15 protein-coding genes and 1 pseudogene are annotated in these 15,271 nt (G+C 74.0%); 4 read left to right on the top strand and 12 right to left on the bottom strand.

The window, feature by feature from the left end:
- Positions 1–178 precede the first annotated feature (178 nt).
- The 6 genes and pseudogenes from ACY0MR_RS09070 to zapE form a co-directional block, all read right to left on the bottom strand.
- The gene (locus ACY0MR_RS09070) at positions 179–886 is read right to left on the bottom strand and encodes a peptidyl-tRNA hydrolase (protein WP_388803058.1); all 708 of its coding nucleotides are present in this window, start codon (positions 884–886) and stop codon (positions 179–181) included.
- A 75-nt stretch (positions 887–961) separates the two neighbouring features.
- Positions 962–1,864, bottom strand: a complete 903-nt coding sequence (locus ACY0MR_RS09065) for a polysaccharide deacetylase family protein (protein ID WP_388803055.1) — start codon at positions 1,862–1,864, stop codon at positions 962–964.
- Between the two features lie 89 nt (positions 1,865–1,953).
- Positions 1,954–2,067, bottom strand: a pseudogene (locus tag ACY0MR_RS09060) (polyphosphate kinase 2 family protein); the annotation flags it as partial.
- Positions 2,068–2,149: 82 nt separating this feature from the next.
- Positions 2,150–3,523, bottom strand: a complete 1,374-nt coding sequence (locus ACY0MR_RS09055) for an alkaline phosphatase PhoX (RefSeq protein WP_404082101.1) — start codon at positions 3,521–3,523, stop codon at positions 2,150–2,152.
- A 134-nt stretch (positions 3,524–3,657) separates the two neighbouring features.
- On the bottom strand, positions 3,658–4,089 hold the full coding sequence (locus ACY0MR_RS09050) for an OsmC family protein (RefSeq protein WP_361860985.1): 432 nt from the start codon (positions 4,087–4,089) through the stop codon (positions 3,658–3,660).
- Positions 4,090–4,123: 34 nt separating this feature from the next.
- The gene (gene zapE / locus ACY0MR_RS09045; RefSeq protein ID WP_361860988.1) at positions 4,124–5,209 is read right to left on the bottom strand and encodes a cell division protein ZapE; all 1,086 of its coding nucleotides are present in this window, start codon (positions 5,207–5,209) and stop codon (positions 4,124–4,126) included.
- Between the two features lie 36 nt (positions 5,210–5,245).
- On the opposite strand from zapE, the gene ACY0MR_RS09040 reads away from it, so the two are divergent.
- The 4 genes from ACY0MR_RS09040 to msrB all read left to right on the top strand — a co-directional run bounded on the left by ACY0MR_RS09040 (position 5,246) and on the right by msrB (position 8,711).
- Positions 5,246–6,022 (top strand): pyrimidine reductase family protein, encoded by a 777-nt coding sequence (locus tag ACY0MR_RS09040; RefSeq protein ID WP_473560185.1) that lies wholly within the window; start codon positions 5,246–5,248, stop codon positions 6,020–6,022.
- Positions 6,023–6,128: 106 nt separating this feature from the next.
- Positions 6,129–6,614 carry an indole-3-glycerol phosphate synthase gene (locus ACY0MR_RS09035; protein WP_473560183.1) on the top strand — a complete coding sequence of 162 codons (486 nt, stop codon included), beginning with the start codon at positions 6,129–6,131 and terminating at the stop codon, positions 6,612–6,614.
- A gap of 274 nt (positions 6,615–6,888) precedes the next feature.
- Positions 6,889–8,280 carry a UDP-N-acetylmuramate--L-alanine ligase gene (gene murC, locus ACY0MR_RS09030; protein ID WP_392045507.1) on the top strand — a complete coding sequence of 464 codons (1,392 nt, stop codon included), beginning with the start codon at positions 6,889–6,891 and terminating at the stop codon, positions 8,278–8,280.
- Positions 8,281–8,306: 26 nt separating this feature from the next.
- Positions 8,307–8,711, top strand: a complete 405-nt coding sequence (gene msrB, locus ACY0MR_RS09025) for a peptide-methionine (R)-S-oxide reductase MsrB (protein ID WP_361861219.1) — start codon at positions 8,307–8,309, stop codon at positions 8,709–8,711.
- 22 nt (positions 8,712–8,733) lie between these two features.
- Here the strand turns inward: msrB and ACY0MR_RS09020 are convergent, their stop codons facing one another.
- From ACY0MR_RS09020 to ACY0MR_RS08995, 6 genes are all read right to left on the bottom strand, one after another.
- Positions 8,734–9,765, bottom strand: a complete 1,032-nt coding sequence (locus ACY0MR_RS09020) for a hypothetical protein (protein ID WP_473560180.1) — start codon at positions 9,763–9,765, stop codon at positions 8,734–8,736.
- 15 nt (positions 9,766–9,780) lie between these two features.
- A complete protein-coding gene (locus tag ACY0MR_RS09015; RefSeq protein ID WP_473560179.1) occupies positions 9,781–10,326 on the bottom strand; it encodes a hypothetical protein in 546 nt (181 codons plus the stop codon).
- A 2-nt stretch (positions 10,327–10,328) separates the two neighbouring features.
- Positions 10,329–11,039 carry a vWA domain-containing protein gene (locus tag ACY0MR_RS09010; protein WP_388803033.1) on the bottom strand — a complete coding sequence of 237 codons (711 nt, stop codon included), beginning with the start codon at positions 11,037–11,039 and terminating at the stop codon, positions 10,329–10,331.
- Between the two features lie 35 nt (positions 11,040–11,074).
- Positions 11,075–12,250 carry a protein kinase domain-containing protein gene (locus tag ACY0MR_RS09005; RefSeq protein ID WP_473560177.1) on the bottom strand — a complete coding sequence of 392 codons (1,176 nt, stop codon included), beginning with the start codon at positions 12,248–12,250 and terminating at the stop codon, positions 11,075–11,077.
- Entirely contained in the window at positions 12,247–13,389 is a 1,143-nt protein-coding gene (locus ACY0MR_RS09000; protein ID WP_392864876.1) for a serine/threonine protein phosphatase, read from the bottom strand. The genes ACY0MR_RS09005 and ACY0MR_RS09000 overlap by 4 nt, the downstream gene beginning before the upstream one ends.
- Positions 13,390–13,622: 233 nt before the next feature.
- Complete coding sequence (locus ACY0MR_RS08995; protein WP_473560175.1) at positions 13,623–15,263, bottom strand: hypothetical protein; 1,641 nt, start codon at positions 15,261–15,263, stop codon at positions 13,623–13,625.
- Positions 15,264–15,271: the final 8 nt, after the last annotated feature.

Below are 15,271 nucleotides of genomic sequence, written 5' to 3'. Positions count from 1 at the left end.
CTCAGTCATCCACGTGATGGCCGCTGCGGAGGCGTTCGAACCCCGGGAGGACCACGTTCAGAGGTTGATTTGAGGTTCCGTTCCGGTCACGCCGAACGGAGGAGATCCGACCGCTACGGCCGGAAGCCGCCTCCCGGATCGGGCCGGGCGCGCGGGCCCCGCCCCGGGATACGCGACCCTAGGGACGCGGAAGCCGCAGCCCGGGGGCGAAGCGGTCGCTCCCCTCGGCTACCACGGTGGGACCGGGCGCGATCTCGGTGAAGCCCGCGTCCCGGACCAGGGGGAGGCCACTCGCGGTCAGCGCGGGCCACTCCTCGGCCGTGGCGGTGCGGACCGCGAGCGGGAAGCCCGCCGCGTGCCAGGCCTTCCGGTCCGCGTCGTCCATCGCCCACCACAGCAGCTGCGCCCCGTGGCCCGCCTGGGCCATCGTCTTGCCCGCGGACATCTCCAGCTCCGGATTGATCCACAGCACGACCGCCCCGGCGGGGACGGGGCCGGGCGCCTCCGGGTCGTCGAGGTCGGTGCCCGACACCTGGAGCCTGGCCAGCTCCTTGGGCCAGCCGTCGAGCGGGACCGGCGGGAAGACCCGGACCTCGGCCTCCCGGCCGCCGACCGTGATCCCGGGGAGCGCGCCCGCGCGCCGCCACTCCGCACCGCGGGCCCGGCGCACCACCTTGCGGATCCTGGCGTCCTGCCAGTCGGCCACGGCCTGCGCCCACGCGCCCTCGCCGAGCGAGCGGTCGTCGGTGAGGATCTCCAGGACGGCGCGCGCGGCGGTCTCCAGGGCGTCGGTGCGGGACGGCGGCGCGTCCCGTTCGATCCGCACCACCAACGGCAGGACGAACTGGGGCTTCTCATCGCGGAGGTCGGTCTCGTTGCTGCTCACCGGGCAAGTCTGCCATTGCCGCCGCGGGCGATTCCTGTGGGATCGGAGGCCTGCTCAAGCGGGCCGTCGTCGGGCTCAGCCCCGCATCAGTTCCGAGACCTTCACGAAGCGGTAGCCGCGGGCGCGGAGTTCCGGGACGATGCGGCGGACCGCCTCCTCGGTGACCGGGGCCGCGCTGCGCGTGCAGTGCATGACGACCAGGGAGCCCGGTCGCACGCCGTCGAGGACCTGCTCGGCCACCGCGTCCGCGTCCTTCGCGAAGGCGTCGCCGCTGACCACGTCCCACTGGACGGCCGTCACCCCGGTCGGGGTGAGGGCGCGCAGGGCCGCGTCGTCGTAGCAGCCGCCGGGGAAGCGGAAGTACGGGACGACGTTCACCGCTCCGGCGTCGCGGAAGGAGTCGAAGGCCCGCTGCACGTCGTCCGCCATGTCGGCCGGGGCGACGGTCGGGAGGCCGTAGCAGGGGGAGGCGAAGGCGTAGTGGCTGTAGGAGTGGTTGGCGATCTCGAACCTCGGGTCGCCGCCGATGGACTTCGCCTGGTCCGGGTACTCCTCCGCCCAGCGGCCCGTCATGAAGACGGTGGCGTCCACCCCGAGACGCCGCAGCGTCGCGATGAGCCGGGGGTTGTCGAAGCGCTCGCCCCCGGCGGCCCGCGGGCCCTGATCGGCGGTCATGTCGGCGTCGAAGGTGAGGGCGACGACCTTCTCCGCGGCCCGGGACGCCGCCCCGCCCGTCGTCTTCGCCCGGTGCGTGTACACGGGGGTGCGGCCGCCGGGGCCCGGGGCCATGGTGGGCGGTGCGGCGGGGCCGCGCGCGGGCGCGGGCCCGGCGGCGCTGCCCCGGGGGGCCGGGGCGGCGGTGTCCGCCGTCCTCTCGGGACGCGCGACCGGGGCGGTCTCGACGGCTTCCCGGCCGCAGCCGACGAGGACGGCCCCCAGAAGACCGAGAGCCGTCAGATTTCGTACAGAAGATCTCACGATCGGAAGTTAACTGATCAGAATCTCTAAGACTCGCGACGCGGCAGCGGCTGACGGCGAGTCCACGCGCTCAGCCGACACCCCGCCGCTCAGGTGGCCAGCAGCCGCCGCCGGCTCTCCTCCACGTCGAAGTCCCCCGGCGGGTAGGCCGGGTCCAGCGCCTCCAGGTGCTCCAGGAGCAGGGTGCTGACCGCCCAGTTCCGCCGCGGGTCCCCCGCGCTCCCTCCGATCCTGTGACGGAACCCGGCCGCCCGCGAGTGCGCGCGGCCGGGCGCGGAGCTCGGCTCAGTGCCAGGGGCCGGTCACCGCGAACGTCGTCCCGGGCGTGTAGCAGTTGACGTACATGGTCGCCCGGTCCGGCGAGAAGGTGACGCCCGCGAACTCGCCCCACTCCGGTGCACCGGGGCCGCCGATGTCCTGCGCGCCCCGCGCGACCGGGTACACCTCGCCCCGCTCGCTCACCCCGAAGACGTGCTGCGCCCCCTCGCCGTCCTCGCAGACCATCAGCCCGCCGCTCGGCGCCAGGCAGATGTTGTCCGGAGACTCGCCGGGCAGCCGGACGTCGGTGTCCGGGCCGAAGACGACGACGAGCGTGAGCCGGCGCCGGTGCGGCTCGTACTTCCAGACCTGGCCGAAGTGCGTGGCGCCGGAGCCGTCGTCCAGGCGCGCGAAGGAGGACACGAAGTACACGGCCCGGCCGCCCCAGTAACAGCCCTCCAGCTTCTGGGCGTGCGTGACGCCCCGGGGGCCGAAGTCCTGCAGCCTGATGGGCGTCAGCGCGGCCTGCGGGTCGGGTACGGGCACCCATTCGACGCCCTCGAAGCGGGTGCCCGCCTCCTGCACGACCGAGAGGTCGGCGACGCCCGGGACCCGCATGGCCTCCAGGGCGCCGCCGGCACGCAGCGAGCCCGTCCCGCCGAGCGGCCGGTGGGGGAGGAAGCGGTAGAAGAGGCCGAAGGGGTGCTCGAAGGCGTCCTCCGTCTCGTAGACGATGCCGCTCGCCGGGTCGATCGCGACGGCCTCGTGCTGGAAGCGGCCCATGGCGGTGAGGGGGACGGCCCCGGTGCGGTGCGGGTCGGCGCCGTCGACCTCGAAGACGAAGCCGTGGTCCTTGGTGTAGCCGTTGGTGCCGGCCTTGTCCTCGGTCTCCTCGCAGGTCAGCCAGGTCCGCCAGGGAGTGGGGCCGCCCGCGCAGTTCACGGCCGTACCGGCGATGGCGACGCGCTCGCCCAGGACGTTGTTCCGGCCGTCGAGTTCGAGTGCCGTGCAGCCGCCCTTGCCGGCCGGGTCGTACGTCAGACCGGGCACGGTCGGGACGCCGATCTTCCCGGTGACCCGGTTCTCGTGGTTGCGGACGAGGTGCACGCGGCCGCGGCGGCCGGCGAAGGCGCTCATGCCGTCGGGGTTGCTGGGGACGGGGCCCTCGCCGGAGCGGAGCGGGTCGCCCTGGCGGGACAGGACCTTGTACCGGAAGCCGGCCGGGAGGTCGAGCAGACCGTGCGGGTCGGGGACGAGGGGGCCGTAGCCGGCCCGTCCCGTGTGGCCGCCGGTCGCGGCGCTCGCGGTGCCGGCGAAGAGTTCGGAGAGGGTGCCGGTGAAGGCGATCCCGGCGGCGGTGGCGCCGGTGCGGGACAGGATCTGACGTCGTGTCGCGGACATGAGACAGCCCACTTTCCTGTTGGCGGACAGGTGTGTGAAGTGACGTGTGACCCGCATGTGTGTACCACGCACGGTGGTGGCAGGTGAACATGCGGGCCACAACGGCCTCATGTGGCGCGTGTGCCGACCGGGGGTCAGGAACCGGCGAGTTCTGCCGTGAGGGTGATCGTCGTGCCGGTGAGGGCCTGACTGACCGGGCAGTTCTTCTTCGCGTCCTCGGCGAGCCCCTGGAACGTCTCCGCGTCCACCCCGGGGACCTCGCCGCGCACGGTCAGGTGGATGCCGGTGATGCCCTCGCCCGGCTGGAAGGTGACGTCGGCCTTGGTCTCCAGGCGGGTCGGCGCGTGGCCGGCGCCGGCCAGGGCGTGCGAGAAGGCCATGGAGTAGCAGGAGGAGTGCGCGGCCGCGATGAGCTCCTCGGGGCTGGTCTTCCCGTTGGCCTCCTCGGCGCGAGAGGGCCAGGAGACGTCGTACGAGCCGATGCCGGAGGAGTCGAGGGTGACGACGCCCGAACCCTTGAGGAGGTCGCCCTCCCACACGGTGTGGGCGTGACGCACGGTGGCCATGGTGAATCCCTTCGATCGGGTGACGGCCTCCAACCTACTGCGGGACCAGCCCCTTGGCGTCGCGGGCGAGCGCGGTGAGCCGGGAGATCGCCCGGAAGTACTTCTTGCGGTAGCCGCCGTTCAGCATCTCGTCGCTGAACAGCCGGTCGAAGGGCAGTCCGGAGGCGAGGACGGGTATCTCGCGGTCGTAGAGCCGGTCGGCGAGGACGACGAGCCGGAGGGCCGTCGACTGGTCCGGGACGGGCTGGACGTCGGTGAGGCAGACGGCCGCGAGGTCGTCGGTGAGCGCGCCGTAGCGGCTCGGGTGGACCTTGGCCAGGTGCTCCAGCAGGTGCGGGAAGTCGTCGAGGGACGCGCTCGGCGTCGCGTACGCGGTCGCCGTGACGACCTGGTCGGAGTGGGGGGCCGGAGCCTCGGGCAGGCCGCGGTGGCGGTAGTCCTCGCCGTCGATCCGCAGCGGCCGGAAGTGGGCCGAGAGGCCCTGGATCTCGCGCAGGAAGTCGGCGGCGGCGAAGCGGCCCTCGCCGAGCTTGCCGGGGAGCGTGTTGGAGGTGGCGGCGAGCGCCACGCCCGATTCGACCAGCTTGCCGAGGAGGCTGGAGACGAGGACGGTGTCGCCCGGGTCGTCGAGTTCGAACTCGTCGATGCAGAGGAGGCGGTGGCCGCCGAGGGTCTTCACGGTCTGCTGGAAGCCCAGCGCCCCGACCAGGTTGGTCAGCTCGACGAAGGTGCCGAACGCCTTGAGTGCCGGTTCGGCGGGGGTGGCGTGCCAGAGCGAGGCGAGCAGGTGGGTCTTGCCGACGCCGTACCCGCCGTCCAGGTAGACCCCGCGCGGACCGGTGGGGGCGGCCGGCTTGCGGGCGAACCAGCGGCGCTTCCCGGCGCCGGAGGCGTGCGCTCCGCCCAGCCCCTCGGCGAAGGCGCTCAGCACCGTGACGGCGTCGGCCTGGGTGGGCTGCCGGGGGTCCGGGTGGTACGTGTCGAACCGCACGGAGTCGAAGCGCGGCGGCGGCACCATCTCCGCGACGAGCCGGTCGGCGGGGACATGGGGCTCTCGGGAGCAGAGCGAGAGCGGGGCCGCCGGGGTGGATGCGGCTTCGGGGAGGGCACGGGTCGACACAGTTACCCACTCTAAGCGTCATGTCAGACTCGGAGGATGCGACAGCTCTTCCCTGTGACGGACATGACAGCTTCCACCGCCCCTGACCAGGAGTGGTCGCTGGACGCGCTCGCCGAGGCCTACGCGTACCCGGAGCTCCCCGCGGGCGGGGGCGCGTGGCTGCGGGCCAACATGGTCTCCTCGCTCGACGGGGCGGGCCAGCACGACGGGCGGTCGCAGCCGCTGTCCTCCGACACCGACATGCGGATCTTCGGCACCCTGCGGGGCCTGGCCGACGTGGTCGTCGCCGGTGCCGAAACGGTACGCCTGGAGGGGTACCGCCCCGCACGCGCGCGTGAGGCCTTCGCCGCCCGCCGCGCCGCCGCCGGACAGGGGCCGGCCCCGGTGATCGCCGTGGTCAGCGCCTCCCTGGACCTGGACTTCTCGCTCCCGCTCTTCACCGAGCCGCTGGTGCCGACCCTGGTCCTCACCGGCGCCGCGGCACCCGCCGAGCGGGTCCGGGCGGCGCGGGCCGCGGGCGCCGAGGTGCTGGTGGCGGGCGACGGGGCCGGAGTGGAGCCGGCCCGGGCCAAGGCGGTGCTCGCGGAGCGCGGGCTCCGGCGGCAGCTGACCGAGGGCGGACCCCGGCTGCTCGGCCAGTTCACGGCGGCGGGAGTCCTGGACGAGCTGTGCCTGTCGATCTCGCCGACCATGACGGCGGGCGACGCCCAGCGCATCGCCGGGGGGCCCGCGACGGCCGTCCCGACACGCTTCGCGCTGGCTTCGCTGCTGGAGCAGGACGGCTTCCTCTTCACCCGCTACCGTCGGATCTGACAATCGGCGGAATTTGTCGTTCCGCTTAGCGTGGGCTGGGCACACTTACTGACGCAGACCCCGTGCGGGCACGGGGAAGGATGGTTTCCGCAGAAGGGCTCATGAGGTGTTCACAAGCGTTCTGATGATCGAGAAGCCCCTGACGGCCGTCGACGTGGAGTTCGTCACCACGCTGCACGGCGAGGAGGGCGTGTCCTTCATCGTTCTGATGCAGCCGCGTGGTGACCAGGCCGATGTACTGCTGCGTGCCATCGACGACGTGGCGATGGGCGAACTGAAGGAGGCGACCCGCGAGGGCGACGAGCCGGAGGGGAAGGAGGCCAGACGCCCCGCCGAGCTGGCCCTGGAGCACTCGCTCCGGGCACTGCGGGACGCCGGCTGCGAGGCGGTCGGCCAGGTCGTCGAGGACCACCCGCTCACCAAGATGAAGTCGGTGGTCGACGAGGCGGAGGCGGACGAGGTGATCGTGCTGACCGCCCCGCACTACGTGGAGGAGTTCTTCCACCGCGACTGGGCCTCCCGGGCCCGTCACAAGGTCGGGGTGCCCGTCCTCAAGCTCTTCGCGCACAGCGAGGACGCCGCCGCCGGGTAGCCGCCCGGCCGGCACCCGTCGGTGCCCGCGCCCCGTGCAGGGGGTCGCGGGCACCGACGCGCCCCGGGCCGGGGCGTCGCCCGCACCGACGCGCCGGCACCGACGCGCCGGCACCGACGCGCCGGCACCCCCGCCCACCCGCCCCGCCACACGCCCGCCCCGCCGCCGCCCGCCGGGCCCACCCGACCGGAGCCACTAGGCTGGGGTCTTCCACCCTGCCCGTTCCCCACGTGACGGACAGGAGCCACGAGACGCACTCCGGGGAGAGATCCACATGGCACCCGCCATCCCTGCCGCCATGGAACGGCCGCACTTCATCGGCATCGGCGGTGCCGGAATGTCGGGCATCGCGAAGATCCTCGCCCAGCGCGGCGCCAAGGTCGCCGGCAGCGACGCCAAGGACTCCGCGACCGCCCAGTCGCTGCGCGCCCTCGGCGCCACCGTGCACATCGGCCACGCCGCCGAGCACCTCGCCGACGACGCCTCCGCCGTGGTCGTCTCCAGCGCCATCCGCGCCGACAACCCCGAGCTGGCCCGCGCCGCCGAACTCGGCATCCCCGTCGTCCACCGCTCCGACGCCCTCGCCTCCCTCATGGACGGCCTGCGCGCGATCGCCGTCGCCGGCACCCACGGCAAGACGACGACCACCTCCATGCTGGCCGTCGCCCTCACCGAGCTCGGCCTCGACCCCTCGTACGCCATCGGCGGCGACCTCGCGGGCCCCGGCACCAACGCGCTGCACGGCGACGGCGAGGTCTTCGTCGCCGAGGCGGACGAGAGCGACCGCAGCTTCCAGAAGTACGACCCCGAGGTCGCGATCGTCCTCAACGTCGAGCTGGACCACCACGCGAACTACGCCTCCATGGACGAGATCTACGAGTCCTTCGAGGCCTTCACCGCCAAGATCCGCCCCGGCGGCACCCTGGTCGTCGGCGAGCACGCGGGCGCCCGCGAGCTGGCCCGCCGCGTCGCGGACCGCGACGGTCTGCGCATCGTCACGGTCGGCGAGACCGAGGACTCCGACGCCCGCATCCTCAAGATCGTCCCGAACGGGATGAAGAGCGAGGTGACGGTCGCCCTCGACGGCGTCGAGCACGTCTTCACCGTCTCCGTCCCCGGCCGCCACTACGCGCACAACGCCGCCGCGGCCCTCGCCGCCGGCGCCCGCGTCGGCATCGACCCGGCCGACCTCGCCCGCGCCCTCACCGCCTACACCGGCGTCGGCCGCCGCCTCCAGCTCAAGGGCGAGGCCAAGGGCGTCCAGGTCATCGACTCGTACGCGCACCACCCCACCGAGATGACCGCCGACCTGGAGGCCATGCGCGGCGCCGCCGGGGCCTCCCGCCTCCTGGTCGTCTTCCAGCCGCACCTCTTCTCCCGCACCCAGGAGCTGGGCAGGGAGATGGGCGACGCGCTGGCCCTCGCCGACGCCTCCGTCGTCCTCGACATCTACCCGGCCCGCGAGGACCCGATCCCGGGCATCACCAGCGAGCTGATCATCGAGGCGGCCCGGAAGGCCGGGGCCGACGTGACCCCGGTCCACGACAAGGGCGCGGTCCCCGAGATCATCGAGGGAATGGCCGGCCCCGGTGATCTCGTTCTCACCATGGGCGCGGGCGACGTCACGGACCTCGGACCGCGCATCCTGGACCACCTGTCGAAGTAGCGGCAAGCAGCAGAGGGAGCGAGCTCATGGCGTACGACGTCGAGAAGCCGGACGAGCAGTGGCGTGCGGAGCTGAGCCCGGCGGAGTACCAGGTGCTGCGCCAGGCGGGCACCGAGCCCGCCTTCCGCGGCGAGTACACGGACACCACCACCCAGGGCGTCTACTCCTGCCGGGCCTGCGGCGCGGAGCTGTTCACGTCGAAGGAGAAGTTCGCCTCGCACTGCGGCTGGCCGTCCTTCTTCGACCCGAAGGACAGCTCCGCCGTCGAGCTGATCGAGGACCGCTCCCACGGCATGGTCCGCACCGAGGTCCGCTGCTCCCGCTGCGGCTCGCACCTGGGCCACGTCTTCGAGGGCGAGGGCTACCCCACGCCGACGGACCAGCGGTACTGCATCAACTCGATCTCGCTGCGGCTGGAGCCCGCGGAGTAGTCGGCACCGGCGTGCGGGGGGCTCAGCTCGGGGACGGCTCCGGGACGAGCTCCTCGCGGCCGATGCGGGCGCCCGACTTGTAGACGGAGACGGTGTCCCCGCGGATGACGTACCGGTAGGGGCTGTTCGTCGCCTCGTACCCGTCCGTCGTCCGCTCGGCCCGCATGGCGATGCCCGGCTCGCGCCGGTCGCTGAACTCACCGAAGTAGTAGAGCGCCCCGGCCCGCGTGCGGCAGAGGGTGATCTGCTTGTTCTTCGTACGGAAGGCCTCGACCAGGGTGGCCCCGTCGCCACCCCGGATCTCGTCGGCGATCCTGGCCGGGCACGCGGCGGCCGTGGGGCGCGGGTCGCCCGCCGCCGGCTCCGTGCCGGCCTCCTCGATGGCGTCGCCGATCCGGGCGAACCAGCCCTTCTGGATCCCGACCACCACGAGGACGGCGACCAGCAGGAAGAAGACCAGGCAGCCGCGCGACTTCTTCTCCTTCGCCGGCGGCCGGTACGAGGCGGGCGGCACGTACGGGCTCGGTTCGGTGTACGTCGGAGGGGCCGGCGCCGGGGCCGGCGTCCGCCGGGGCGGCGTGTAGCCGGTACCGCTCGGCGGCGGGAACAGGAGCCCCGTCGGAGTCGGGCCGGTCCCCGTCGAACCGCCCGACCGCGGGGGCGAGGCCGTCCGCCGGGGCGTGGGCCGCGACGGGGCCGCCTTCTTCGGGGCCGCCTTCTTCGCCGCCCCCTTCCCGGACGTCCCGGTGGAGGTGACGCGCGAGGTCCTGGTCGGGGGCGGGGTCGCCTTCGGGGCGGGGCCGCCGGTCTCCTCCCGGCTCTTGGCGCAGCCGGAACAGGTGCTCCGCCGCGCCGGGTTGGTGGCCCGGCACACCCGGCACTGCCAGTCGCCCGCGGGGCGCGCGGGCGACGGGCGCTTGGGCGCCGGGCGCGAGGGGGCCGCGGGCCGCGGCATCGGAGCCCGCCGGGTGGACCCGCAGATGGTGCAGGCCGCGTCCTTGAGCCCGTTGTTGCTGTCGCAGTCCGCGCACTTCCAGTCCGCCGAGCCCGCCACCCCTGTCGTCCCTTCTCAGCGATCGCTGCTCGCCAGACGTTCCATCACGTCCGCGAACAGCTCTTCCGACCTCTCCCCGGCGGGGCTGAGGATCCATGCGACGCTGCCCTCGGGCACGCGCTCCAGCTCCACGGCCTCCGTCGCCGCCCCGGGCGCCGGGTCCGCGGGTTCGACCACGGCCGGGGGCGGCGCGGCGACGACGGCGGCGGACGCGGGAACACCCGCGCCCGTGCCTCCGCCCCGTGCCTCCGCCGCGGGCCCGGACTCCTCCGGCAGGTCCGGCACCGAGTAGTCGCGCCAGAGCACGGCCATGAACCGCCTGACCTGGTCCACCATGGCGGGCGGGACGTCCACGCGCACCCAGGCCGTCTTGGTCCCGGAGGCGCCGCCCGGGAACCGGAACCGGAAGTCCAGCTCGTGGCCGGGCCTGGTGGCCGAGGGGGGCCGGAACGAGGCGGAGGTGCAGTGCGACGGCTTGGCCTCCAGGACGCCCGCGCCGATCCACTGCAGCTCCACCAGGCCCTCGGAGGTCAGGGACAGCGTGAAGCCGTCCCACTCCAACCTCACAGGCTGTTCGCGATCGTCTCGATGATCTCGTCCATCTCGAACTCCTCCAGCCCCTCGCCCGCCTTGGAGGCGAAGTGCAGGGTGAGGTCCCACTCCTCGGCGATCGGGTCCGACCACGGGGCCTCCTCGGGCGCGAACAGTACGAGCCGCTTGGCGGACTGCTCCATGACCGAGCTCTGGCTGCGGGCGTAGCCCCACTGCTCGAAGAGGTCGTCGAGGCTGCGCGGGATGTGCCGCGGGTAGGTGGGCGCGTCGGCGCCGACCGTGCCGAGGGCGTGCGCGGGGGCGTCGGTGAACATCACGATCACATGGCGCCTGCGGTCGAGGCCGGTCTCCCAGGGGGAGTTGATCGCCAGGGCGAGCGCCTCCAGGCCGGACTCCGGGATGTCGCCGCCGCCGCCCGCCTCGATGCCGCCGATGAACCGCTGGAAGTCCGCGGCCTGCGCGGGGAGGTGGAGGAAGTCCGTCTCCTCGATGGCGTCCGAGGGGTTGTCGCCGAAGTCGCGGAACGCGATGACCTTCAGCCGCAGCTGGCTGATGGACTTGCCCTTCTTGGCCATCACGTCGTCGAGGCGCTGGTGGAACTGGAGGGCGCTCGACTTCACCGTGCCGAGGACGGGGTGCATGCTGCCGGTCGCGTCGATGCACAGCGCGATGTCGACGGCGTACTGCAGATTGCCCTGGTACTGCCCGCGGGCGTCGTTCATGGGGACGTTCTCCTTGTCAGGGGGTGCGGCGGTCGTCAGGGGGTGCGGCGGTCGCCGAGGTTGATGCGGACGCGGGACCTGCCCGGTTCCGGAGCGGGCGCCGGGGTCCCGGTGGCGGTCGGGGGCGGTTCGGGTGCCGGGCGGGGCGCCGGGGGTGCGGCGGGCGCGGGCGCCGGGGCCTCCTTGCGCCGGCCGAAGGTGGAGCGGATCCGGCTCTTCGCAGGGGCCGGCTCGGCCGGGGCCGCGCCGGACCCCCCGGCGGCCCCGCCCGCAGGGGCCGCAGGGGCCGCCGGGGCGGCCGTGGTCCCGGGCCTGCGGTGCCGGAGCGTGCACACCTCGGGGTCGGCGAGCGTCGCCAGGAAGACGCCGACGTCCGGCCGGGCGCGCGGGTCGGCGGCCGTCATCGCCCGCAGCAGGGCGAGGAGCTCGTCCGAGAGGCGGGAGTCGAAGCGGAGCTCGGCCCCACTGCTCACGGCGTCCGCCGGCGAGTCGAACTCCTTCTCGTACCCGGGGAGTTCGCCCACCACGTAGGTGTGGGTCATCAGGCCCAGCGCGAAGACGTCGACCGCGCAGGTGAGGTCCTTCGGCCGGACCGTCCCGTCGAGCTTGATGTAGCGGAGCCACTCCGGGGCGCCGTAGACGGAGTCGCCGGCGATGGCGTCGGGCTGCGGGGGGTTGCCGGAGCCGTACGAGTCGTCGAAGTCGATCAGCTTCGCGGCGTGGAAGGCCGCGCCCTCCCGCTTCTGCACGAGCACGTTCAGCGGCTTGAGGTCGCCGTGCACGGTGCCGCTGTCGTGCAGCTGCCTGAGGCTCGACCCGAGCGTCTTGAGCAGCACCGTCTTCTGCCGGGGGTCCAGGTCCTGGGGCCGGTCCAGGCTGGTGGTGTCGATCCGCTCCGTGACCTTGTAGTACGTGGAGCCCACGTGGAAGAAGTCGGTGGCGAGCACGATGTTGCCGCCGCCGAGGGTGTCCGGCCGCAGCCGCTTCATGACGTCGCGGTGCCGCTTCTCGAACTCCTTGGCGACCTCGCGGCGGATGCGGACGCTCTTGGAGTCGGCGGCGTCGTCGCGCGGGCGCTTGGGTTCGAGGAACTGCTTGATGAAGTACTGGCCCCCGTCCTTCTCCGCGAAGGCCCAGATGCACTTCCCCCCGTTGGCGTTGGTCGGTTCGGTGACGATGCGGTAGCCCGCGATCGTGTCGCCCAGTTTCATCGGTGCTCCTCGGACGCGGGCGGCAGGTGGTTCTCGTACGTGGTCCGGTAGGTCTCCCAGGTGCGGTCCTGCCAGGCGCGGACGCGGGCCTGGGTCTCCTGCGGGCCCTCCGGCTCCTCCGGCTCCCCGCCCCCGGCGCGCGGCGCCCCGTCGAGGACGGCCGGGCGCCCCCGCCCGTACCGCTCGGTCAGTTCGGCGAAGCGGTGCTCGTACGTGGCGGCCAGCGTCGGGAAGTCCTGGTGGCCGAGGGCGAGCAGCGCCAGCGAGGCGTCGTCCCCGGTGTACCGCTGGACGCCGCGGCGGAGCAGGTCGGCCCACTCGTACGTGCTCCCGGCCCGGCGCAGGGTGTCCAGGAGCAGGTGCTCGAAGTCGGCCGGGGTGTGCACGTAGCCGAAGTAGCCGTCGGTGGCGGCGATCAGCACGCACGGCATGTCGAACGAGGCGATGTGCTGCGTGTCGATGGTGAACTCCCGGTCCGCGCAGATGACGTTGGTCATCGGAGGATCGGTGCGCAGCAGTTCGAGGGCGTCGCTCTCGCGGGTGTGGTCCCGGGTGAGGACGTGCAGGCCGCCGGTCGGCGTGAGCACGTACGCCCGGGAGTCGCCCGCCCACAGCGGGCGCAGTTCGACCGTGGTGTTGCCGTGGACGCGGTAGTGCACGCCCGCCAGGGTCGTCGGCAGGTGGCGGCGCATGGTGCCGCCGATCTTGCTGCGGCGCTGCGGTGCCATGGCGAGGAACCAGTCCAGGTACTGGTGCAGGCTCTCGGGTCCGGCCTCCTCGCCCTCGCGTGCCACCTCGCGGAACCAGCACTCGGTGGCGAGCCGCGCGACCCGCGAGCCGACCCAGGCCCCGGTGTGCCGGAGGCCGTCCGGCCCTTGCCAGACCGGGCCCGCGCCCGCGCCGCCCGAACCGTCGAACACCGCGATCATGCCCTCATCGCTGGGCCAGTGGTGCACCACGAACGGCTCGGCGTCCTCACCGTGACCGGCCACCTGCTCGGTCCACACCGAGAGCGCCTGGAACCCCGTGTAGCCGTCGGGCGCCGACCACACCAGCTGGGGCGGCAGCCGGCGCTCTTCCGGCTTCGGCTCGTCGCCGGACCCGGCGGGAGCGTGGTGCGCTCCCTTGGGGCCCGCCATCGGGCCCGGCCCGATCAGCGGACCGGCGACACCCGCGCGCGCCGGCGGCGTGCCCGCGGGCGCCGGTGCCGCGGCGGGCGCGGGCGGCGGGGGAGGGCCGGGAGGCCCCGGCGGCGGAGGCGGACCCGGCGGCCCGGGGGGCGGCGGCGTGCCCGGCGGGGCGCCCGCGGGCGGACGATGATCGGGGCGGTGGGCGGGCCCGGCCCGCCACGCACTGTGGTCGTGCTCTGCCATCAACGCTCCCTGTCGGGTCCGGGTCGGGGGGTGTCCCGCTTGGTGGTGCCGCGCACCCTGCTCACCCGCGGCGGCGCGTCCGGGTCGGGTTCGCCGGTCGCGGCGCCGCGGGGCGGCGTGCCGGGCCGGTCGGCGGGGCCGGAGCGCCGCTCCGGGGCGGGCTCCCGGTCGCGGCCCCGGCCCGCGCTGGGGTCGGGCAGCGGCTCGTCCTCGGGCGGCCCGGAGCGCCCGGTCCCGCGCGCCGCACCGCCGTCGCGTCCGTATCCGGGGTCGCCCTCGTACGGGTACCCGCGGGCCGCGCCGCCGCGTTCGCCGTCCCGCCCCGTTCCGGAGCCGCGCCCGGACCCGGCGTCGGTCCCGTACCCGGCGCCCCGTCCGTACGCGCCCTCGTACCCGGCGTCGGGCCCGGATCCGGCGCCGCGGCCCGTCCCGGTGTCCCGTCCGTACCCGCCACCGCGCCCGTACCCGCCCGCGCGTCCGGCGTCGGGCCCGGATCCGGCGCCGCGGCCCGTCCCGGTGTCCCGTCCGTACCCGTCCTCGCCTCCGTACCCCGTGCCGCCCTCGTGCCCGGACCCGCCGTCGTGGTCCGCCGGGCGGGCGCCCGGCCCGTACCCCCCGGTGCGGCCCGTGCCGTACGTCCCCGAGATCCGGCTGCGGCCGGGGCGGGTGGGGCCCGCGTCCCGCACGACCTCCCCGCGGAGCGCGTCGCGGGGCCGGGGTTCGTCCTCCGGCCCGTGGCCGGGGCCGAGGGCCGCCGGCGGGTCCGCGGGGCGGGCCAGCGAGCCGCGCAGCCGCCCGCGCCGGGCCGCCCCGTCGAAGAGCCCGTCGCCCTCGCGGAGGACCTCCTCCAGGATGGTCCGCTCCAGCTCGGCCTGCTCGAAGGGCTCCCGGTCGGCGTCGCCGCGCTCCAGGACGAGACGCATGATGGTCTGTCGGACCTCGCGCTTCTCGGCCTCGTTCTTCTCGATCCAGGTGAGGGCGGCGCGGGGGCCCTCCTTCTCCATGATCTCGGCGATCAGGCCGTCGAGGCCCTCCTCGCGGATCATGTCCATGTGCCGTGCGCGGCGCATCCCGGCGAGCCGGGTCTCCCGGACGACGTTCCGGAAGTCGCGCCCGCTGGTGGCGATCTCGTCCTCGTCGACGAGGAGTTCCACGTGGACGCCGCGCAGCCGGACCGCGTCGTCGCCGGTGAACCCGGCGACGGTGGCGTTGAGCGCCACCTCCGCCTGGTGGAACTGGGCGATGTCGTACTCGCGCGAGACCTCGCGCAGTGTCTTCCGCAGGTAGTCGAAGAGCGTCTCGCTCATGTCCCGGATGCCGCGGTCCACGACCTGGGCGGGGTCCGCGACCCGGCACACCAGGTCGACCCGGCTGCGGAAGGAGAACGTGTGGTCGCGGCTGAGCAGCGGTATGTCGAGGACGAGACGGTGCTCGGTCAGGTCGACGGTGAACATCCCGCTGTAGGCGCCGAAGCGGGAGGACGGTATCTCCTCCCCGTTGCGGACCGTCAGGGACGGGCCGCTCTCCCGGACCAGGACCAGCGCGCGACCGGGCTGCGGAGGACGTACCGGACTCGTCAGCCGCCACTTGGGCAGTTCCTCGTAGGACAGCACCGGGTCGTAGGTCTGCTGTTCTCCCACGGGGGGCC

The organism is Streptomyces sp. JN8, from assembly GCF_055808075.1.
The sequence above is the reverse complement of the archived record's forward strand: the minus strand, read 5'-3'. Positions and strand labels throughout refer to the sequence as shown.

Bases quoted from the DNA above. Each gene is read 5' to 3' on its own strand.
- ACY0MR_RS09055 (WP_404082101.1), bottom strand. From the start codon at position 3,523: ATGTCCGCGACACGACGTCAGATCCTGTCCCGCACCGGCGCCACCGCC.
- ACY0MR_RS09050 (WP_361860985.1), bottom strand. From the start codon at position 4,089: ATGGCCACCGTGCGTCACGCCCACACCGTGTGGGAGGGCGACCTCCTC.
- ACY0MR_RS09040 (WP_473560185.1), top strand. From the start codon at position 5,246: ATGCGACAGCTCTTCCCTGTGACGGACATGACAGCTTCCACCGCCCCT.
- murC (WP_392045507.1), top strand. From the start codon at position 6,889: ATGGCACCCGCCATCCCTGCCGCCATGGAACGGCCGCACTTCATCGGC.
- msrB (WP_361861219.1), top strand. From the start codon at position 8,307: ATGGCGTACGACGTCGAGAAGCCGGACGAGCAGTGGCGTGCGGAGCTG.
- ACY0MR_RS09010 (WP_388803033.1), bottom strand. From the start codon at position 11,039: ATGAACGACGCCCGCGGGCAGTACCAGGGCAATCTGCAGTACGCCGTC.
- ACY0MR_RS09005 (WP_473560177.1), bottom strand. From the start codon at position 12,250: ATGAAACTGGGCGACACGATCGCGGGCTACCGCATCGTCACCGAACCG.
- ACY0MR_RS09000 (WP_392864876.1), bottom strand. From the start codon at position 13,389: ATGGCGGGCCCCAAGGGAGCGCACCACGCTCCCGCCGGGTCCGGCGAC.